This is a genomic window from bacterium (assembly GCA_024742285.1).
In the GTDB taxonomy this organism is placed as follows: Bacteria; Myxococcota_A; UBA9160; order UBA9160; family UBA4427; genus UBA4427.
The window spans coordinates 13,075-33,083 of the sequence record JANSYR010000003.1; the positions used below are offsets into that span (position 1 = coordinate 13,075).

Genomic DNA, 20,009 nt, shown 5'->3' on the forward strand with positions numbered 1-20,009 from the left:
GATGTCCGCTCAACGATGCACGTTCGTTCTCGTGATCACGCTTCTCGTCGTCGGTGGCGCGGCGGTGGCCGGCGCCCAGCCCGTGCCACCGCTGGGATACGTGCTCGAGCCGGTCGCGACCGGTCTGGGTGACGCGAGTCGGATCGCGATCGCGCCGTCCGGCTTCGGCGCCTTCGGTGGGCAGGTCTTCGCGGCGCGCCCCTCTTCGGACGAGGTTCTTCGGATCGATCCGACGACCGGGAGTGTTTCCTCCTTCGCGACGACGATCGGGACGACCGGCTTCTTCGTCGAGTTCGGAACCGGTGGCGCCTTCGGTGTCGATCTCTATGTCGCGAACTCGGTGGATCCGGCGAGCCCGACCGAGGGTCTCGTCGAGCGGATCGACGCGAGCGGCGTCTCGACGGTCTTCGGCAATCCGACGCCGCCCCCCGGACCGCCTTCGTATCAGTTCGGCGGCGTCGGCATGGCGTTCTCGGACGGCGGCGCCTTCGGCACGTTCCTCTACTCGGGAACGGGCGGAGGACAGATCAGCGACTCGCTCTCGACGCTCCCGTCGACCGGCGGATCGTCGGCGCTCTTCGCTGATTTCGGCTCGGTCCTGAACGGAACGCCGACCGAGCTCCGCTTCGGCTCCGGCCTGCTCGGATTCGGAACCGATCTCTACGTCGGACTGAACGTGGTGAGCGGTGGGACCGGCGTCGAGACCGGCATCTACCGCTACGACTCGGCGGGCGGGCGGACCCCGTTCTCCCTCGCTTCCGCCGATCCGGAGTTCACCGGCGTCCCGAGCGGTCTGGCCTTCGCAGAGCTCGGCGCGTTCGAAGGGGCGCTCTATGCGTGCGTCAACGGCGACGCGATCGTGCGGATCGACGACACCGGCGACGTCGAGCGCTTCGTCGAGTCGATCGGGAGCTGCTCGAGTCTGGCATTCAGCGAAGACGGGCAGACCCTGTACTTCATCGACTCGACCACGGGCACGCTGTGGGCGCTTCGCCGGATGCCCACGCCGAACGTTTCGGTCGGGGACTTCGTCGTCTTCGAGGAGGACTTCCGGGGCGAGTTCACCTACCCGACGAATCCGGAGGCGAACGAGCTCGGCTTCGGGGGCATGACGCCGTCGGGCGCTCCTTTCGGGGCCGGTCCGGACGTCGACGGTCGGACCGTCACCTATCAGGTCGACGGCGCGAGCGGTGAGATCAGCCAGCTCGTCGAGACCGACGGCGGACCGCTGGCGGACGGGAGCTTCATGATCCGCACCCGCGCTTCGGGACTCTCTTCGCCCGTCCTCTCCGGGGTCGCGCTCGTTGCGAGCCAGGGCGGTGTCTTCGCCGCCGGCGTCGAGGACGTCTCGCTCGCGGCCCAGGTCGAATTCACCTGGGACGGGATGGGCACGCCGCAGGGCGAGCTGCAGGTCGTCGAGCGGCGATTCCCGTCCGGACCCGAGTTCGAATCGGTCGAACCCCTGACCGCGCCGGTCGTCGCCGCACTCCTCGACGGCGCAGCGTTCGATCTCGAGCTCGACGTCACCCGGGGCGAGGGGATCGGCAGCGCGACGGCGGCGCTTCGACTCGACTCGGGCGCGACGGCGACGACCGCTCCGCTCGCCTTCTCGATCGTCTCGACCGAGTCCTTCCTGTGGGTGCGGCACGCCTTCGGCCTCGACGGGCCCTCACCCGAGGTCGTCGCGCTCGATCTCACGTCTTTCGAAGTGCTGCAGCCCTTCGTGAATTCGTTCGCCGTCGATTCGACGATCGACGCTGTCGATACGCTGCCGGGGGACGGCTTCTGCTCGACGACCGCGGCGGAGTGCACGCTCCGGGCGGCTCTCCAGGAGGCGAACGCGCTGGCGGGGTCGACCGAGATCGTGCTCGGCGCAGGTACTCATACGCTCTCGATTCCAGGAGACGACGAAGATGCATCGGCGACCGGCGATCTCGACGTGCTCGACGATGTCGCGATCCGAGGTGCCGGGCCGGGAACCACGATCATCGACGCGGCGTCGATCGACCGTGTCGTCCACAATCCCTCGAATCCGATCTCGCAGCCGACGCTTCGTCTCGAGGGCGTCACGCTGACCGGCGGGCAGGCGGACGACGGGAACGACCCTTCCGGAGGGGGGGTGCTGTCGGTGGGGCGGCTCTTCCTCGCGGACTGCGTCGTCGCGGGAAACCGGGCCAACTTCGGCGGAGGGATCGTGTCGGGCTCGAGGCTCTCGATGAAGCGATGCGTCGTCGAGAACAACGAGGCGATCGACTATTTCGTGGACTCCAGCGGCGGAGGAATCCGTGTGCCGACTGCCATCTCGAGCGCGGCGCGTGCCCACTTCTTCGATTCGGCGATCGTTTCGAACTTCGCGGACGTGGATGCCGGATTGGAGTGCACCGGCTTTCCATTGGCGGGAAGCAGCAATCGGGTCTGGCTCGAGAACACGACCGTGAGCGGAAACGAGGATGCGGTGGCCGGTGAGCAGATCAGTCTGAGCAACTGCACGGGCACGCTCCTCCATTCGACCGTGGTCGGCGGTTCAGGGTCTGGACTCTCGGCGTCCCGGTCCGTGACCTCGACCGCGGCGCTGCGGCTGGTGAACAGCGTGTTTTCCGGCACACCGGCGTGCGAACCCTTCTCGACCCTCACGCCGACGCTCGAAGGCAACAACGCGAGCGAGGACACGAGCTGCGGCTTCACCGGTCTCTCAGACATCGTGGGCGTGTCCCTCGATCTCGCACCGCTCGCCGCTCTCGACACGAACGGCGGTCTGCTGGCCTCGACGCGCGGCCACCTGCCGAATCCGGGCAGCCCCCTGATCGAGGCGGCCGACGAGGACGCGTGCACGCGCTTCGACCAGCGACGCGGTCTGCGCCCGGTCGACGGCGACACGAACGGAACGCCCCTATGCGATCTCGGGGCGATCGAGGTTCCGGAGCCCGGCTTCGCGATCGGGCTCTGCGCCGGCGTGATGGCCCTCGGCACACTGCGGCGAAGAAGCCTCGCTCGACTCGACGGGGGAACCTGATCGGGACGCCGCCGATCCGCCTCCCCCGGCCGGCTTGCCACCAGTGAGGTCGCCCCCCTAGCCTTGTCGGTCCCCCTTCCCGCTCGCGCGAGATCGGGGCGAGGAGGTGGAGATGCGAGCGATCGGATTCGTGGTGGCCTGGTTCCTGACGCTCTCGTCGTGTCCGATCGGTGCGCAGGAAGACGTGCCGACCGAGCTCTACTGGGGCGACACCCATGTCCACAGCGCGTACTCCCTCGACGCGAACCTCTTCAACAACTTCACCCTCGGGCCCGACGCGGCCTATCGCTTCGCGAAGGGCGAGGCGATCCGGACCGGGGCGGGGCAGACCGCCCAGCTCGAACGCCCCCTCGATTTCCTCGTCGTCTCGGATCACGCCGAGTACATGGGCGTGTTCAAGATGATCCGCGAGGACCATCCCGCCGTCTCCGAGACCAAGACGGCGCGCGTCATCAAGAAGCTGATCGACGAGAATCCGATCTTCGGTCCGGAGAGCATCACGGCCCTGAATCGGGCCCTGGACGGTGATCCGCTCGTCTCGGACGAGAAGCTCCAGCGGCTCGTCTGGGACGACGTGATCGACATCGCCGAGCGCAACAACGAGCCCGGTCGATTCGTCTCGATCGCCGGCTACGAGTGGGGCTCGACGCCGGGCGGAGACAACCTCCACCGCAACGTGCTCTTCCGCGACGGCCCGGAGAGGACGAAGCAGATCCTTCCCTTCTCCGCCGTGCACAGCATGGCCCCGGAAGATCTCTGGGCCTTCCTCGCCCGCTACGAGCGCGACACCGGCGGCCAGGCCTTCGCGATCCCCCACAACTCGAATCTCTCGAACGGGCGCATGTTCGCCGTCGAGGACTCCCGTGGGCAGCCCTTCTCGAAGGCCTATGCCAAGGCGCGCCAGCGCTACGAGCCCGTCGTCGAGGTGACGCAGATCAAGGGCGACAGCGAGGCCCATCCCTTCCTCTCGCCGGACGACGAGTTCGCCGACTACGAGACCTGGGACGAGACGAACATCTTCGGTCTCGCGAAGACCGAGCCCTCGATGCACGAGGGCAGCTACGCGCGGGCCGCGCTCAAGAACGGGCTCCTGCTCCAGACGGCGCTCGGCGTGAATCCCTTCCGCTTCGCCCTGATCGGCAGCACCGACGCCCACACGTCCCTCGCGACCGCCGACGAGGACGACTACTGGGGGAAGACCGCGAACATGCCGCCGGGCAGCGATCGGATGCTCGGCCCGTTCATCCGCGCCGTTCCGGAAGACGCGGCGGACACGATGAACTGGGAGCAGGCGGCCGCGGGCTACGCCGGCGTCTGGGCGACGGAGCACAGCCGGGAGGCGATCTTCGACGCGATGCGCCGGGGCGAGGTCTTCGCCACGACCGGGCCGCGGATGAACGTCCGCTTCTTCGGCGGTTGGCGCTTCAGCGAGGTCGACGCGCGCTCGAGCCGCGCGGCGCGGGCGGGCTACGTGAAGGGCGTGCCGATGGGTGGGGACCTTCCCGCACGGTCGCGGGACGACGCGCCGAGCTTCCTGGTCCTCGCGGCGAAGGACGCCGTCGGCGCGAATCTTCAGCGCGTGCAAGTCGTGAAGGGCTGGGTCGGCGAGAACGACCGGGCCGAGGAGCGCGTGTACGACGTGATCGTCGCCGAGGATCCGATCGCCGGTGTCAGCGAGATCGCCACCGTCTGGCGCGACCCCGACTTCGACCCGGAGCGACTCGCGTTCTACTACCTGCGCGTGCTCGAGGTGCCGACCCCGCGCTGGAACGCGATCGACGCCGCTCGCTACGGAAAGCCCATCGCAGGAATGCGCAGCGCACACCAGGAGCGCGCGTACACCTCGCCCATCTGGTACACGCCGGACGCACCGTAGGCTCAGGCTTCGTTGGTGGCCTTCGCGCGGATCCGATCGAGGTAGGGCCTGGGAGGGAAGAAGGCGAGCATCAGGGCGACGACCGAGGCGGGGACGACGACGAGGAAGAGGGCGCGGACGAAGGCCATGACCTGCGGCTGGTAGGTCGTCTGGGCTTCGGCGGGATTCTCGAGATCGCCGAGGACGACCATCGCCACGAGGCGGATGACGAGGGCGACGGCCGGCAGCAGCGAGACGCCCAGGGTCCAGATCGACCACAGCAGGAAGCGGTTGGTGACGACCGGATCGGAGAGGCCGAGGCGTTCCCGCTTCTTCATGGAGCGCCAGTAGCGGAAGGACTCGAAGAAGGCCCAGCCGGTCGGGACGATCCGGAAGGAGTTCGTGGCGATCACGGCTGCGGAGTCCTCGGCCATCGCATGGTCGCCGGCGAAGGTCCAGACGGTCGTCGCCGCGATCGCAATGACGACGCTCCAGGCGAAGGCCCGGGCGAACCCGCTCTCGGGATGGAAGACGCGCTGGGTGAAGAACGCCATCGCGCAGGTGCCGGTCGCGAGGCTCGCATGGCCGATCGAGTTCGTGAGGACGGCCAGGTCGGGCATCTCGAACTGCATGCCCGCGCCGAACACGCGGAGGGAGATCCCGAAGGAGGCACCCAGGAAGTAGAGACCGCCCCAGAGCTCGGGCGCTCGTCGGGTTCGCGAGGCGAGCCGCAGTAAGCGCACGGCGGGCGCGAGGAAGAAGAGGAAGACGACGATCGGAGCGACGGTTGTCATGGGCAGATCACCTGCACTGCTCATCGGAACGCCGGAAGCAGCCCTTGAGCAGATCGACCCAGGACGGAATCCGTCCCGTCGCCCACGATTCGGGTCAGAGAATCGCCTCGATCAGGTTCGGCCCGGGCGTGGCGTAGGCCCGGGCGAGCGCCTTGCCCATCGCGCCTGCATCGGTCACGCGCTCGGCCGGAACGCCCATCCCCCGCGCGAGGGAGACGAAGTCGAGCTCCGGGCCGGTGAGATCGAAGAGCTTCTCGGCTTCCTTGCTCGGCGCGGCTCCGGTTCGTTCGAGCTCGGCGTTGAGGATGCCGTAGCTCCGGTTCGCGAGGATCACCGTCGTGACGTCGAGGCTCTCCCGCGCCTGCGTCCAGAGCGATTGGACCGTGTACATCGCCGAGCCGTCCGCCTGCAGGTTGAGCACCGGTCGACCGGGGCACGCGATCGCCGCACCGATCGCGCTCGGCATGCCGAAGCCGATCGCGCCGCCGGTCAGCGAGAGCCAGTCGTGGGCGGGCGCGCTCGCGGTGATCGGGAGGGCGAAGAACCCGCCGGTCGCCCCTTCGTCCACGACGATCGTGTTCTCGCGCATCGTCGCCGCCACCGCCTGGGCGAGGGTGAACGGATTCAGGTCGCCCTCGGGCATGCCGGGAAGCGGGTCCGTCGAGCGGAACGCGCCGGGCTCGATCGGACCGACCCCCAACCGATCGGCGAGGGCCTCGAGCGCGCCCTCCGCGTCCTCCTCGAGCTCGGCGAGGGTCGAGACGCGAGTGGTCGGCGCGGTCAGGACGCTCGGCTTGTCCGGGTAGGCGAAGAACCCGACCGGCGCCTTCGTGTGGACGAGGACGAGATCCGTCACGTCGGCGATCGCCTCCGCCGCCTGCTCCGGAAAGTACGGCAGGCGTTCGATCACCGCGCGATCCCCGCCGCGCTCGAGACGTCCGTAGAAGGTGTCCGAGACGACGCGGGCGCCGGTCGCCCGGCCGATGGCCGCCGCAAGCTCGAGGGCGCGGCCGCGCAGGGCCTTCCCGCTCATGAGCAGTGCGGGCCGCTCGCTCTCGCGCAGGCGCGTCGCGACTTCCTCGATCGTCTCGTCCGGCGCGCTCGTCGGCGCCGGAACCGGGAGCGCCTGCGCGGGAACGCCGGGCTCGTTCCAGCTCGCGTCCGCCGGCAGGATGAGCGACGCGATCCGGCCGGGATGAGTTCGTGCTGCGGCGACCGCCTGGGCCGCGTCCCGGCCGACGGCGCGCGAGGACTTCGAGGTGCGGACCCAGTGGGAGAAGGGGGCGGCGACCGCCTCGACGTCGGAGGTGAGCGGCGCGTCGAGGTGGGTGTGATCGACGGCGTGGTCGCCGACGACGTTCACGATCGGCGTGTGCGCGCGTCTCGCGTTGTGGAGGTTCGCGAGACCGTTGGCGAGGCCGGGGCCGAGATGGAGGAGCGTCGAGGCGGGCTTGTCCGCCATGCGCCCGTAGCCGTCGGCGGCGCCGGTGACCACGTTCTCCTGGAGTCCGAGTACGGCGCGCATCCCCGGGACGCGGTCGAGCGCGGCGACGAAGTGCATCTCCGACGTGCCGGGGTTCGTGAAGCAGACCTCGACGCCGCCGGCGACGAGGGACCGGAGCAGGCTTTCGGCACCGTTCATGGAGAATCCTCTCGGATGGGGACGGGAGAGCCTAGCGCCGGGGCCCACTTTCGTGCGTCGGGAGGCGAAGCGCGCTAACGAGACCGGGAGTTCTTCGGGCCGTACGCTTCGGGGAGGGAAGGCTTGGCCGCGCGCAGCTCCGCTTTCGTCAGCGATCGGGAGCGGGAGATCCTCGAAGCCGTCACGCGGATGGCGACGTCGAACCCGTTCGCACCGGATCGGATCGACCAGGAGCGCCTCGCCCTCGGTGACGGCTTCACGGCCTACACCGCGGTGTGGCACATGGACGGCGACGTCGAGGGCTTGAACCCGAACGTTCTCCGCCTGAAGGAGCTCGCCGAAGGCATGGCCGAGGACCTCCGGTCCCGGCTGGTCGAAGGAGCGCGTCCGTCTCGTGAGGAGCTCGCTCTCTACGAGGGCTTCGTCCGCTACCTCCTCTTCTACCGCTACTCGCCCGACCTCACCCGGATCATCCACGATCGTGAGAAGGGCCGCCCCGCGACCCGGAAGCTCGGCTTCTACGGGCGCTACGCGTCGGACTTCTCCCACTTCTTCGAGATCCCCGGCGTCGAGTTCCCGGAGGAGACCAACGCGCCCCACGTTCTCGCCTGGGGCTTTCAGATCCGGCGCGCGTTCCACCACGTCTTCACGCAGATCTACGGTGGGTCGATGCCGATCGCGGAGCTGCGCGGCAAGGTCTGGCGCGCGGTCTTCACACACGACGTCGAGCGCTACCGCCGCAGTCTCTACGGTCGGATGGGAGACATCCCGGCGCTCGTGCTCGGCGAGTCGGGGACCGGCAAGGAGCTCGTCGCCCGCGCGATCGGCCTCTCCCGCTACATCCCGCTCGATCCGGAGCGTGCATGCTTCGTCGCCGACTTCGCGGACGGCTACCAGGCGGTCAACCTCGCCGCGCTGTCGTCCTCGTTGATCGAGTCCGAGGTCTTCGGCCACCGCAAGGGCGCCTTCACCGGGGCCGTCGAGGACCGCGCGGGTTGGCTCGAAGGGAGTGGTCCCTTCGGCACGATCTTCCTCGACGAGATCGGGGACCTCGATCCCGGGATCCAGGTCAAGCTCCTACGGGTGCTCCAGAGCCGCACGTTCCAGCGGATCGGCGAGACGATCGAGCGTCGCTTCGAGGGCAAGATCGTCGCCGCGACCAACGCCGACCTCGAGCAGGGGATCGAAGACGGGACCTTCCGTGAGGACCTCTACTACCGCCTGTGTGCGAACGTGATCGAGATGCCGACCCTGCGCGCCCAGATCGAGGCGGACGACGGTGCCTTCGAGCAGCTGACCCAGGTGATCGCCGTCCGGATCGCGGGAAGTGAGGAAGAAGGCGATGGCCTCGCGAAGGAAGTGCTCGGCTTCGTCCGGAGTGGACTGCCCGCCGACTACGCCTGGCCGGGCAACGTCCGTGAGCTCGAGCAGTGCGTACGGAGCGTCCTCGTCCAGGGCTCCTACGCGCCACCGCGACGACGCGACGCGGGGGAGCGCCTCGCGGCGTCCGGCGTTGCGCCGATGCTCCTGGCCGGCGAGGCCAGCGCGGAAGCGCTTCTACGCGACTACACCACCCGCGTCTACGCGAAGCAGGGCTCCTACGAAGCGGCGGCCCGGGTGCTCGGGCTCGATCGCCGGACCGTGAAGGCGAAGCTCGACCCGGAGCTCCTGGAGGAACTCCGGGCCGAGGGGTGAACACCGACCAGCCCCGATGCTAGTCGGCGTTCTTCTCCGTCCCGGAGAGACCCATCGTCGCGAGGATCTTGAGCGGGCCGATCCCCGCCAGCCCCGCGCCGTAGAAGGGCAGCAGATTCGGCAGGATCCGGAGGCCGTCTCCGGACGCGACGCCCTGCGCGCTGATCATGGCGAGGCCGGCACAGACCAGGGTCGCTGCCGCGACCAGGCGTCGTCGCGAGTACGTGACCAGGTCCGCGACCGGCTTCTCGAAGCGCTGTACCAGGAGCGCGAGCGGGAAGAGAAAGAGGGTGAAGGCCAGCAGGTAGAGCGGGCGAGACGTCCACCAGTCCGCCGAGTTCGGAAGCAGGTCGAGTCCCGTCCCTGCCAGGTAGAGCCCGGCGTAGACCGCGATCATCGCCGTCATGTGCCAGAGATAGACGGACATGATCAGGCCATTCACGAGGACGGTCGTCGTCCAGACCTTCGCGTGATCCAGGACGCGCCGGGCGTAGGGCTCTGCGGCCAGAACGAGCCCGGACTGGGCGATCCCGAGCGTCAGGAGGGCGAGGGTCGGCGGCGACGTATTCGAGACCTCCATGCCCGGGAAGCCGACCATGGCCAGGGGGTAGGGGCCGAAGGTGACGAGGAGCGCGGTCGCGAGCGCACCGCCGGCGAACCAGGCGAGTCTCTTCTCGAAGCGGCCCTCGCGCCACGCGTAGCCGAGCTGGTGGATCGCGAGCCAGACGAAGAAGTAGTTGACGAGGCCGAGCGTGCGGTGGCCCGTGGAGAAGGAGACGACGTCGGTCAGCGTGGCGCCGGCGACGAGCGCCCAGAACGAGCGAAAGCCGTATCGGATCCAGGCGCGGTAGGTGATCGGCACGAGGACGCCGACCATCACGTAGACCGCGAGGAACCACGTCGGCACGAGCGCCGCCTGGGAGAGCAGGCCCATCAGTGCGGGATCCGCGCCGGCGAAGGGCGCGATCCCGGCGATCGCGACCCAGGCGAGCAGGACGGGAATCACCGGGGCGATCAAGCGCTGGAAGCGGCCGGCGAGCCAGCGCGGGTAGGGCGTGCCCCGCTCGACGGCGGCGGTCCAGGCGGTGTGGTTCGCGTAGCCGCCGACGAGGAAGAAGATCGGCATGACCTGGACGGCGAGGGTGAGCCACCGGGTCCAGGGCGCGATCTCGAGCATGTTGCCGGCGACCAGGGCGCCCGCATCCGGGAGGTAGGGCGCCGCGACGAGCCAGTGGCCCAGGATCACGACGGTGATCGAGGCGGCGCGCAGGAAGTCGACGTAGCGGTTGCGGGTATCGGGGGTGGCGTGGGCCACGTGGGCGGCCTGGTGCCAGAGTTCGGTCGCGAAGGACATGGTCGGGCTCTCCGTTTCTCGTGGGACGAGAACAGGAAGAGCACGGTCCGTGCCAAGGTCAAAAAGTGAGCAAATTCAGGGATTTATCGAGACGTCACATCAATGCGAACGCATTCCCAAAATACATCGGATGTCTGTCTCTAGACATCAGATGTCCGGTCTATCGCCCCTCGAACGTCGGTGTTCGCTTCTCCCGGAACGCCTTGATCGCTTCCTGGGAGTCGTGGCTGCTGCCGGCGAGGGATTGGAGCTCGACCTCGCGGTCGTACGCCGGGCCGTAGTCGCTGTTGATCGCCGTGTGGAGGGATGCCTTGGCGTAGCGGAGCGAGAGCGGGGCGCGCTGGGCGAGCTCCTCCGCCCACGCCCGGGTCTCGGGCAGCAGCGCATCGCTCGGCACGACGCGATTGCAGAGCCCCCACTCCAGGCATTTCCCGGCGGCGACCTTCTCTCCGGTCGCGATGATCTCGTAGGCGCGCTTGCGGCCGAGGGCGTTCGCGAGGAGCCAGGTGGCGCCGCCGTCGGGGATCAGGCCGATCCCGGCGAAGGCCTGGTAGATGTAGGCGTCCTCGGCCATGACGGTCAGGTCGCAGATCATGCCGTAGGCGCTGCCGACGCCGGCACAGGCGCCGTTGATCGCGCTGATCCACGGCTTCGGGGCGCGCAGGATCGCTTCGAGGACCGGGCGGTGGTCCTGCTGGAGGTGATCACTGACGCCCGTTCCCGTCGCGCCCATCGTGAGGTCGGCCCCCGCCGAGAAGGCGCGGCCCGCTCCGGTCAGGATCACGACGCGCACGGCAGGGTCGGCGTTCAACCGGTTCACCGCGTCCAGCATCTCGCGCAGAATCTCGACACCGAGCGCGTTGAGCTTCTTCGGCACGTTCATCGTCAGCTGACCGACGTGCGTGTCGGCGTCGACATCGACTTCGATCAGCTCGTAGGCGGGGTATTCGATCTTCGGCATGAGCTCTCCGACGAAGGGGCGATCGCGCGGAATCCGACGGCGGGGTCGAGGCGCGATCGCGATCAGTCGACCCGGAAGTCCGGGATCGGGTTGTGGCGGGCGATGGCCGAGCCTTCGGGGCCGCACAGCATGAGGTAGCGCCACGTCCGGGCGTGGAAAAGGTGGACCAGTGCTTCGTCGTGAGACCCGTCGTCCCCCTGGACGAAGCGCTCGAGGGCGGCATCGCCCTCCTGCCAGGTCGCCGGCCGGAAGCCCAGCAGCGGCTCGAGGTCGTCGAGGTTCGCGGCATCGATCGCCGCACCGATCTCGTCCGTCCGCTGCAGGTGCCGCGCGAGCCGGAAGAAGATGCGGAACTGGTGCTGCGTGTACTCGTCCGGCGCTTCGAAGTGGCGGAGCCAGCGGATGAGGTGCTCGTGGCCGACGGCGCCGGTCGAGATCCGCGCTTCGGGCATCGGCGGCGGCGTGAGCTCGATCCCGAGGATCTCGCCCAGAGCCTCCATCGCGTAGATGTTGGTCTCCGCGCACCACTGCATGTTCGTCATGTAGTCCGAGCCGGGCGGCGGCTCGGCGAGGGCGTCGTGGAAGGCGAGCTGGTTGGACAGGGTGAAGCAGAAGTGGTGGTACTGGATCGCGCGGCGATCCACCGTCTGCCCGCCGTGCTCGGCATAGTGGTCGTAGAGCGCTTCGAAGTCGCCGTAGTTCAGGACGCTCGTTCGCATGCGGAAGCCCGCGAGATCCATCATCGGATCGCCGAGGTGCGCGAGCTCGAGATCGATCACCGCCTCGACGCGTCCGTTCCGGTGCATCAGCTGGCCGGAGTCCCAGACGATCGGCGTCTCGCGCACCGCACCGCCGATCGGATTGCGCCGGAGCCAGGCGAAGCAGAACTCGAGGAGCGGGTCCGGTCGCTTCTTCGCGGCCCGATACGCGTCCCAGTAGGTCTGCATCCCGATCCAGCCGGACTCCGCCGGGGTCTCGGCGCGGAGCAGGCCCGCCTCCACGAAGCGGTCGATCGGCAGGGCATGGATCTTCGCGAGCAACTCCATGTAGTGGCGCATCACGCGGTCGCGCTCTTCGTCGCTCGCCTGCTGGAAGTGTTCGACGCCGTGGACGCGATCCATCACGTAGGCGCGCGGGTCGTCGCACCAGCCGTGGACCTTCGCGACGGGAATGCCGGCGTCGTGGAGCAACGCCTGGAACTTCATCTCGTTCTCGAGAGGAAAGCCGTGCATGCAGTCGAGCCGGTCCCCGCGCACGCAGAGCGAGAGCTTCTCGTCGCCGCGTTCGACCTCCGCGAACCAGACCGGGCGCCACCGCGCCTGCGGGTCGATGTGGACGACGTGCCCCCCCACGTTCTCTTCGATCCAGCGTACGACCTTCTCCGTTCGCGCTTCCATCGACTCGAGTTCGGCACCTTCGATCGTTTCCGTCATGGAGGTCTCCCGGGTGGATCGATCATTCTCGCATACCTCGACCTGTGGTGTTCTCCGCTTCGATTTCGGGTGTTTGAACGTGCCCTTCGAAGCTCCTACCTTCGCCGCCCCCGTCGCCGCGGTCCCCGGAAGGGACCGCTGAACCCGCCCCAGGAGTCGCGAACGATGAGCAGTGGATCCGCCGAGAATCAGGCCGCCTTCCAGGACGCCGAGCTGTTGGCGGAGGCCCAGTCGAGCGCGGGGCTCTCGGATTTCGGACCCGACGAGTTCCGCCCGGCGATGGAGAAGCTGACGTGGTCCCTCCGCGAGGAGGCCCCGCTCAACGACCTCGGTCGCCAGATCCTTCGCACCCGGATCATCGAGAGCCTCGAGACGCGGCTCCGGATCCAGCACTGGATCGACCGCCATCCCGAGATCCTCGACGAGGAGATCGGCGCCCCGATCGTCGTGATCGGTCAGGCGCGAACCGGGACGACGATGCTCCAGCGGATCATCGCGAGTGATCCCCGCAACCACGCCTGCATGTGGTGGGAGACGCGCTTCCCCGCGCCCCACGCCGACACGGACTGGAGCCAGCCCGACCCGCGGATCCCGATCGCCGAAGCCGAGGTGGCCGCGATCCTCGAGGCCGACCCGCGCCAGAAGTCGATTCATCCCTGGGATGCCCTCGCGCCCGACGAAGAGATCATGCTCCTCGAGCACTCCTTCCTCTCCTACGTGCCCGAGGCGTTCTGCAACATCCCCACCTACCGGAGCTGGATCAGCGAGCAGGACTGGACGCCGAGCTACCGCTACCTGAAGAAGCTGATCCAGTCGCTCCAGTGGCAGAAGCGCCAGCGAGGCAACGTCCGCGAGCGCTGGGTCCTCAAGGCGCCGAACCACCTGGGCTTCATCGACACGCTCTTCGAGACCTTCGAAGGAGCGAACGTGATCCTGACCCACCGCGACCCCGTCGAAACCGTCGCCTCGGCGGCGTCGATGAACGGGTCCTACTGGGCGCTCTACGGCGATCCGTCGCCTGCGCAGATGGCCCAGGCCGGGAACCAGTGGAAGGACCGGATGGCCTGGTCGACGAATCGCTGCATGGAGGCGCGCAAGCGCTACGACGCGAGCCGATTCGCCGACCTCTGGTTCCTCGACGCGCTCAAGACGCCGATCGAGGAGCTCACCCGCGTCTACGAACAGTTCGGGATCGAGATGACCGACGAGGCGCGCGCGGGCATGGAGCAGTGGCGCGCGGACAATCCGCGCGAGAAGCGACCGCCCCACGAGTACACCCTCGAGGAGTACGGACTCTCCGAAGAAGGCATCAAGGCCGACTTCGCCGAGTACCGCAAGACCTTCATCGAGCCGCGGCTCTAGTCCTCCGCCTGCGGGCGCTCGGCGGGTTGCCTCCGCCTCATCTTCCGCCTGCGGGCACTCGGCGGGGGCGGGCGAGACGAAGGCGTCTCGGCCTAGCTCGGGATCTCGTAGCCCTCGGGCAGCGAGCCCTGCATGATCGTCTGCTCGCAGACGCGTGCGACGATCCGCCATCCGTCGCTCGTCCGGACGAGCTCGTCGAGGTAGCGGCCGGAGTTCGTGATGACGAGCTGCGCGCCTTCCGAAACGTTGCGGCCCATCGGCGAATGGAAATAGCAACGCGACGTCGCGCGGTCGCCGTCGATCTCGATCAGGACGTTGCTCACGACGTGCAGGTTGAGCGGCCAGGTCTCGAGGGCGCGGGCGAGCCAGGCCAGGGTCTCGCGGAACGGGCCGGACACGCCCCCGCTCGACCGGTAGTCGATGGTCGCTTCGAGGGCGAAAATGCGATCCATCTGCTTCCAATCCTTCTGGTCGACCATCTCCGCGTAGCGGTAGAGCAGCTCTTCGATTTCGGCGCGATCCAGGATCGCGCGGAGGGCGGCGTCGGACATCGGGGGGGCTCCTTCATTCGGGGCGTCGAGTCTATCACGGCGGTCCGCCACGATCGGCCCGCCCGGGAGCGCGTGTCAGGAGACGAATCCGGCGCGTCGCTGGGCCGCGAGGGCGACGATGATGTCGACCCGTCGCACGGCGTCGGCCACCTCGTCCGCGAACTCGCGTCGCGCCTGCGCGAGGCGTTCTCGTGCGGCGGGCTCGCCGTCCTCGGGGGCGGCCTCGAGGAGGCCGCGGTTCGCCGCCAGGCGGAGCGCCGTCTGGAAGAGCGCTTTCGAGACCGAGTCCGCGGCGTGGATGCGTTGCTGGAGCTCGTACTGCCGACCGAGACCAAGGCAGTCCTTGAGGAACCGCTTCTCGTCGAAGGGCGTCTCGGGTGCGAGATTCGCCAGCTGGTCGGCGACCACCCGATAGCTCTCGAGGAAGGGGCGCAGGATGCGATGGGCCAGGTAGGGACGCGCTCGCCGGATCATGTCCTCGGGGTCGAGCTCGTACTCGGCGATCCGTTTCTCCCAGGCGCGGTGGTTCAGCTCGACGGTCCCGCGGATCTCCTCGCGGAACGCGTCCTTCTCGGGAAAGAAGAACTCGAACTTGAGCAGGTCGCGCAGTCGCATGACCTCGTCCCAGAAGCGTGTCAGCACGTCGTTGCGATCGCCTTCGATCGCGTGGAGGAGAGCGAGCTCGGCGATCGCGCCGGAAACGAAGAAGTGCACGATCGTGTTCCGGTAGTAGGCGGCGGAGAGCTGCTGGTCGTCGGCGATTCCGAAGACCGGATCGAGCCCTTCGTCGAATCGCGTCACGACGTCGTTCTCGACGAGCGCGTCGAGGGTCGCTGCGACGCCCGTGTCCTCCTTCAGGTGCTCGAGGTCCGCGGTCGAGGGGAGGCCCCGCAGTCGCACGTTCTCGAGCAGGTTCTCGAGGGAGCGGCGCGTACCTTCGACGGTGAGCGCCTGACCGGTCGTGCCCAGGAGCGCGAGGGTGACGAGGGAAGTCGGGGTGATGGGCGTGACCCGATTGATGCGGACGCAGACTTCGAAGGCGAGCTTCTCGAGGTCGTAGCGCTCGCCGGGCGCGAGCTCGGCTCCGACGTCTCCGAGCTGCTGGCGGAGCGAGACGGGATCGCCGAAGGCGAGGTGGATCCGTCCGTAGCGCCTTCTCATCTGCCGGACCATCCCGACGAACCAGCCGAAGCTCTCCGCCTGCTTCTCGCCGCCGCGTTGCTCGTCGACGTAGCTCCCGAGGCCCTGGATCTGGTCGTACGCGATCGAGACCGGCACGAGGTAGACGTCGTCGCTCTTGCCTCGGCGATAGGCGTCGACGACGTTCGCGAGGAGGCCGTAGCGCGGGGGAAGGAGCTTGCCGGATCTGGAGCGTCCGCCCTCGATGTACCACTCGAGCGGGAAGCGCTTCTCGATCAGGTAGTCGATGTAGTGGGAGAGGACGTGCTTGTACACGTCGTCGTCCTTGAAGGTTCGCCGGATGAAGAACACGCCGGCCCGACGAACCAGCTGACCGACCGGGAAGAAGTTCATGTTGATGCCGCCCGCAGTGTGGTTCGGCGGCAGGCCGTGCTCGTGGAGGGCGTACTGGAGGACGAGGTGGTCGAGGTTGTGCTTGTGGGTCGGGAGGAACACCACGGGGTGTCGCTCTTCGAGGGCGGCGATTCCGCGCATCTGTTCGTCGGAGTAGGCGAGCTCTTCGTCGTAGCCCCGCGTGTAGAGCCAGCGGATGATGGAGATGACGAGGTCGATCACGAAGCGACTGTGGGTCGCGGCGATCTCGCGCAGGTCGCTCGCGGCCTCGGCGGCGAGCGCCGTCCGGGAGGCGTCGGTCTTGCCTTCGGCGCGTTGGATCGAGACGAGCCGGTCGAGTCCGCCCCGGAACGCCGGTCGGAAGAGGAGTTCCTCGTGGACCAGTCGGGGGACCTTGTAGCGGGCGCCACGAACACGTCGCTCGGCCCGCTCGAGGGCGAGGGCCGCCTTCTGGGCGACGAACTCCGCGAAACCCGCCGTCTCCGCCGGTCCGTTTCCGGCGGCGCCCCGCCAACGGCCGTGGAGGTTTGCGCGGGTTGCGGGCTCGGCGGCGACGATCACGCAGCGGTCCGGCGAGCGCCACCGCACGAAGAGTTGGCGCAGCCAGGACGGATCACGAGGGTCCCCGATCGTCAGTAGCGAGAGCAGGCTCGGCGTGCGTCGCCCGTCCTCGCGAAGCGCGCCACGCCAGATCACGCGGAGCGGGGCCATCGTCGGATCACCCGGGGAGGCGAGGGTCGCTTCGAGCGCCGGGGCGAGTCGCGAACGGCGCCCACGGCGCGACGGGGGGATCGCGATCGTCTCGATTCGCTCGGCGGGGAAGTCTCCGGGGCGATTCGCCTCGATCCAGCGTTCGAGCATGCGGCGCTCGAGGCGGCTCGACGCGTCGACCAGGAAGACCACCCGCTCGCCGGGCCCGACGTCGGGCCACGCCGGGTCGGGGCCGCTCCATCCGTCCGACGGAGGCGAATCCTGCGGCGGCGGGTCGGGGTTGCCCATCGCCCCAGTCTACCGGGAACGTCTCGGGAACGCGCCCTCGTGTGGGCTCGGGCGGAGGCGCCGCGGGGCTCGCGCTCCGGATTGCGATTCCGCGCACGTCGGGGATCATCGAAGCGATGAGCGCACCTCGTTCCGTGTCTGCCGCCGAAGCCGCAAATCTGCTTCGCCCCGTCGATCGCCTGGGCATCCCGCTCGGTCCCGGTCAGCCGAAGGACTTTCTCCACGCGCTCGGCGAGCGCCAGGACTGGGAGGACCTCGCGGTCTTCGGCGCCTTGCTGGTGGATCTCTTTCCGGTCTTCGCGCAGCCCGGCGTGCGGATGCGCTCGGGCTTCTTCGGGCCCGCGGCGCGCGCGCGCCGCGCGGCGGGGCACGCGATCGAGTTCGTGCCCGCCGACTTTCGGCGCTTCGCCGAGATCGCCGAGCGCTTCGCGCCGCGGGTCGTGGCGACCGCGGCCTCGACACCCGACGCCGACGGACGTGTCTCCCTCTCGCTCCACGCAGGCGCGACCGTCGACGAGATCCATGCCGCGGCCCGTGATCCCGAACGCCTGCTCGTCGTCGAGACCAGTCCACACTTTCCGCGAACCCTCGGACTCGAACCGGATCATCCGCACGGGATCTCCCTCGAGGAGGTCGACGTCTGGATCGAGGGGAAAGCCAGTCCGACGGAGCTGCCGGACAAGCCCGTGGGCCCGGTCGAGCAGGCGATCGCCGAGCACGTCGTCGCGTTCATCCCGCCGGGCGCGACCCTGCAGACCGGGATCGGGGGAATTCCGAACGCCGTCGTCGCGGTCCTCGCCGAAGGATCCGGGGGCGACTACGGCGTGCACAGCGAGATGTTCACGACGGGGCTGATGCATCTGCACGAGGCGGGGCGCGTCGCGAACGAGAAGGGCGTCTACGACGGCGTCTCGATCACGACCTTCGCGATGGGCGATCGTTCGCTCTACGACTGGCTCGACGGGAACGACGCGGTCCGCTTCCTCCCCGCCGACATCGTGAACGACCCCGCCGTCATCGCCCGCAATCGCGACATGATCTCGATCAACGGGGCGCTCACGATCGATCTGCTGGGCCAGGTCGTGGCGGATTCGCTCGACGGCGTGCAGCACTCGGGGATCGGCGGGCACGAGGACTTTCTCGCCGGCGCCGGACGGATCGCGGAAGGACGATCTCTGCTCTGCCTGCCCTCGACCGCGCGGGTCGATGGCAAGGCGCAGTCGCGGATCGTCGCCCAGCTGACGCCGGGATCGATCGTGACGAGTCCCCGTCACCAGGTCGATGTCGTGGTCACCGAGCACGGCACGGCGGAGCTGGCGGGTCGGACCGTCTTCGAGCGCGCGCTGGCGCTCGCCGAGATCTCTGCCCCGGACGAGCGCGACACGCTTCGCGCGGCGGCGCGGGAGCTCGCGAAGCGCGGGGTGCTCGGCTGATGGCCTACGACGAAGGTCTCGCCCACCGCCTGCGGGAGCTCCTCGAAGACGATTCCAGCGTGGCCGAGAAGAAGATGTTCGGCGGGCTCTGCTTCCTGCACGGCGGTCACATGGTCTGCGGAATCGTCGGCGACGAGCTGATGCTGCGCGTCGGTCCCGAGGCCTACGACGCCTGCCTGGCGGAACCCCACGCGCGCGAGATGGACTTCACCGGACGCGCGCTCCGCGGGATGATCTACGTGGGGACCGACGGCTTCGCGGAGGACGAAGATCTCGAGGCCTGGGTCGAGCGCGCGCTCTCGTATGCCCGCTCGCTTCCCCCGAAGAGTGCGAAGAAGAAGGCTGCGAAGAAGCGCGCCGCGAAGAAGAAGAAGGCTGCGGCGAAGAAGGGAACGCGGAAGCGTTAGGCGTCTCATGAGGATGGGATGGATCGATCATGCGAGGAGCGCCGCGTCGATCACGGTCATCACCGTGAACCTGACGTCCTGGGCGATTCTGCTCGTCGTGCTGGGAATCGTGAAGGCCGTGGCCGGTCCCTTGCGCGGTGCGATCGATCGGGTCCTCGACGCCTGTTATCGCGGGGCGATCGCGATCCACGACGGCTGGCTTCGTCGGGTGATGGGAGCGCGCTGGCGGAATCCGGACCTCGATCTCCCGGCCGACGAGCTCTGCATCGTCCTCTCCAATCACTCGTCGTGGGCCGACATCCTCCTGCTCCAGAGCGCGATCGCACGACGCGGGCCGCTTCTCAAGTTCCTGACGAAGCGGGAGCTCGCCCTCATGCCGATCTTCGGCGTGATCTTCTGGGCCTTCGACTTTCCTCTACTCCGACGAACCGCGAAGGAAGGACAGAGCGAATCCGAGCGCCGCGCGGCGGACGCGGCGGCCCTCGACGCGGCGTGCGAGGCGGTCCGGCGGCGGCCGGCGGCGCTCACGAACTTCGCCGAGGGGACCCGGGCGACCCCCGAGAAGATCGCGGCGCGCGGGGGATCCTATCGCCACCTGCTGCCGCCGCGGGTCGGCGGATTTGCCTCGCTGGTGGGCGCGCTCGAGGGCGATCTCGTCTCGGTCATCGACGTCACGATCGTCTCGCCGGAGCCGCCGGCGTTCTGGCCCTTCCTGACCGGCCGGCTCTCGGAGATCGAGATCCGGGCGGAGCGCATCTCCGCGGCGGAGTTGCCGCAGGGGCGCGATGCCCTGCGCGCGTGGCTGGACCAGCGATGGCAGGCCAAGGACGAAGCGATCGAGAAGGCGCGCGCCGCGTACGAAAGCCGATCGGCGAACGACTGACGGACCCCCGGTGGCGTGACGCCCGTTCCGCCTACCGCCTGGGTGTGGCACTTTCACGGCGTCGTGGCCGCGGGGACGGCACCGCGGTCGAGTG

At 68.7% G+C, this 20,009-nt stretch carries 14 protein-coding genes; 7 read left to right on the forward strand and 7 right to left on the reverse strand.

Features of this window, described 5'->3' with window-relative positions; translation table 11 throughout:
• Position 1: 1 nt before the first annotated feature.
• Both NXI30_06560 and NXI30_06565 read left to right on the forward strand, forming a co-directional pair.
• A complete protein-coding gene (locus NXI30_06560) occupies positions 2-3,013 on the forward strand; it encodes an SMP-30/gluconolactonase/LRE family protein (GenBank protein ID MCR9093857.1) in 3,012 nt (1,003 codons plus the stop codon).
• A 112-nt stretch (positions 3,014-3,125) separates the two neighbouring features.
• Entirely contained in the window at positions 3,126-4,889 is a 1,764-nt protein-coding gene (locus tag NXI30_06565; protein ID MCR9093858.1) for a DUF3604 domain-containing protein, read from the forward strand.
• Positions 4,890-4,891: 2 nt separating this feature from the next.
• Here the strand turns inward: NXI30_06565 and NXI30_06570 are convergent, their stop codons facing one another.
• Positions 4,892-5,662: a hypothetical protein gene (locus NXI30_06570; protein ID MCR9093859.1), complete on the reverse strand. Its 771-nt coding sequence runs from the start codon at positions 5,660-5,662 to the stop codon at positions 4,892-4,894.
• A 94-nt stretch (positions 5,663-5,756) separates the two neighbouring features.
• Complete coding sequence (locus NXI30_06575) at positions 5,757-7,304, reverse strand: acetolactate synthase large subunit (protein MCR9093860.1); 1,548 nt, start codon at positions 7,302-7,304, stop codon at positions 5,757-5,759.
• 123 nt (positions 7,305-7,427) lie between these two features.
• Between NXI30_06575 and NXI30_06580 the strand changes: the two genes are divergently transcribed.
• The gene (locus NXI30_06580) at positions 7,428-8,999 is read left to right on the forward strand and encodes a sigma 54-interacting transcriptional regulator (protein MCR9093861.1); all 1,572 of its coding nucleotides are present in this window, start codon (positions 7,428-7,430) and stop codon (positions 8,997-8,999) included.
• A gap of 19 nt (positions 9,000-9,018) precedes the next feature.
• Here NXI30_06580 and NXI30_06585 read toward each other — a convergent pair whose 3' ends face one another.
• The 3 genes from NXI30_06585 to NXI30_06595 form a co-directional block, all read right to left on the reverse strand.
• Positions 9,019-10,353 (reverse strand): acyltransferase, encoded by a 1,335-nt coding sequence (locus NXI30_06585; GenBank protein ID MCR9093862.1) that lies wholly within the window; start codon positions 10,351-10,353, stop codon positions 9,019-9,021.
• Positions 10,354-10,513: 160 nt separating this feature from the next.
• Positions 10,514-11,314: an enoyl-CoA hydratase/isomerase family protein gene (locus NXI30_06590; protein ID MCR9093863.1), complete on the reverse strand. Its 801-nt coding sequence runs from the start codon at positions 11,312-11,314 to the stop codon at positions 10,514-10,516.
• A 62-nt stretch (positions 11,315-11,376) separates the two neighbouring features.
• The gene (locus tag NXI30_06595) at positions 11,377-12,747 is read right to left on the reverse strand and encodes a phosphotransferase family protein (GenBank protein ID MCR9093864.1); all 1,371 of its coding nucleotides are present in this window, start codon (positions 12,745-12,747) and stop codon (positions 11,377-11,379) included.
• Between the two features lie 165 nt (positions 12,748-12,912).
• Here NXI30_06595 and NXI30_06600 point away from each other — a divergent pair, with 165 nt between their 5' ends.
• Positions 12,913-14,109, forward strand: a complete 1,197-nt coding sequence (locus NXI30_06600) for a sulfotransferase (protein ID MCR9093865.1) — start codon at positions 12,913-12,915, stop codon at positions 14,107-14,109.
• Positions 14,110-14,201: 92 nt separating this feature from the next.
• Here NXI30_06600 and NXI30_06605 read toward each other — a convergent pair whose 3' ends face one another.
• Positions 14,202-14,660 (reverse strand): nuclear transport factor 2 family protein, encoded by a 459-nt coding sequence (locus NXI30_06605; protein ID MCR9093866.1) that lies wholly within the window; start codon positions 14,658-14,660, stop codon positions 14,202-14,204.
• 75 nt (positions 14,661-14,735) lie between these two features.
• The gene (locus NXI30_06610) at positions 14,736-17,192 is read right to left on the reverse strand and encodes a glycerol-3-phosphate 1-O-acyltransferase (protein MCR9093867.1); all 2,457 of its coding nucleotides are present in this window, start codon (positions 17,190-17,192) and stop codon (positions 14,736-14,738) included.
• Positions 17,193-17,308: 116 nt separating this feature from the next.
• Between NXI30_06610 and NXI30_06615 the strand changes: the two genes are divergently transcribed.
• The 3 genes from NXI30_06615 to NXI30_06625 are packed head-to-tail and all read left to right on the forward strand — an operon-like array spanning position 17,309 to position 19,915.
• Positions 17,309-18,625 (forward strand): 4-hydroxybutyrate CoA-transferase, encoded by a 1,317-nt coding sequence (locus tag NXI30_06615; protein MCR9093868.1) that lies wholly within the window; start codon positions 17,309-17,311, stop codon positions 18,623-18,625.
• Positions 18,625-19,032: a TfoX/Sxy family protein gene (locus NXI30_06620; GenBank protein ID MCR9093869.1), complete on the forward strand. Its 408-nt coding sequence runs from the start codon at positions 18,625-18,627 to the stop codon at positions 19,030-19,032. The genes NXI30_06615 and NXI30_06620 overlap by 1 nt, the downstream gene beginning before the upstream one ends.
• Positions 19,033-19,045: 13 nt before the next feature.
• Positions 19,046-19,915, forward strand: a complete 870-nt coding sequence (locus NXI30_06625) for an acetyltransferase (GenBank protein ID MCR9093870.1) — start codon at positions 19,046-19,048, stop codon at positions 19,913-19,915.
• The last annotated feature ends 94 nt before the right edge of the window (positions 19,916-20,009 follow it).

Coding starts and splice junctions, on each gene's coding strand:
- NXI30_06560 (MCR9093857.1), top strand. CDS start 2: ATGTCCGCTCAACGATGCACGTTCGTTCTCGTGATCACGCTTCTCGTC.
- NXI30_06565 (MCR9093858.1), top strand. CDS start 3,126: ATGCGAGCGATCGGATTCGTGGTGGCCTGGTTCCTGACGCTCTCGTCG.
- NXI30_06570 (MCR9093859.1), bottom strand. CDS start 5,662: ATGACAACCGTCGCTCCGATCGTCGTCTTCCTCTTCTTCCTCGCGCCC.
- NXI30_06575 (MCR9093860.1), bottom strand. CDS start 7,304: ATGAACGGTGCCGAAAGCCTGCTCCGGTCCCTCGTCGCCGGCGGCGTC.
- NXI30_06585 (MCR9093862.1), bottom strand. CDS start 10,353: ATGTCCTTCGCGACCGAACTCTGGCACCAGGCCGCCCACGTGGCCCAC.
- NXI30_06590 (MCR9093863.1), bottom strand. CDS start 11,314: ATGCCGAAGATCGAATACCCCGCCTACGAGCTGATCGAAGTCGATGTC.
- NXI30_06595 (MCR9093864.1), bottom strand. CDS start 12,747: ATGACGGAAACGATCGAAGGTGCCGAACTCGAGTCGATGGAAGCGCGA.
- NXI30_06600 (MCR9093865.1), top strand. CDS start 12,913: ATGAGCAGTGGATCCGCCGAGAATCAGGCCGCCTTCCAGGACGCCGAG.
- NXI30_06605 (MCR9093866.1), bottom strand. CDS start 14,660: ATGTCCGACGCCGCCCTCCGCGCGATCCTGGATCGCGCCGAAATCGAA.
- NXI30_06610 (MCR9093867.1), bottom strand. CDS start 17,192: ATGGGCAACCCCGACCCGCCGCCGCAGGATTCGCCTCCGTCGGACGGA.
- NXI30_06615 (MCR9093868.1), top strand. CDS start 17,309: ATGAGCGCACCTCGTTCCGTGTCTGCCGCCGAAGCCGCAAATCTGCTT.
- NXI30_06620 (MCR9093869.1), top strand. CDS start 18,625: ATGGCCTACGACGAAGGTCTCGCCCACCGCCTGCGGGAGCTCCTCGAA.
- NXI30_06625 (MCR9093870.1), top strand. CDS start 19,046: ATGGGATGGATCGATCATGCGAGGAGCGCCGCGTCGATCACGGTCATC.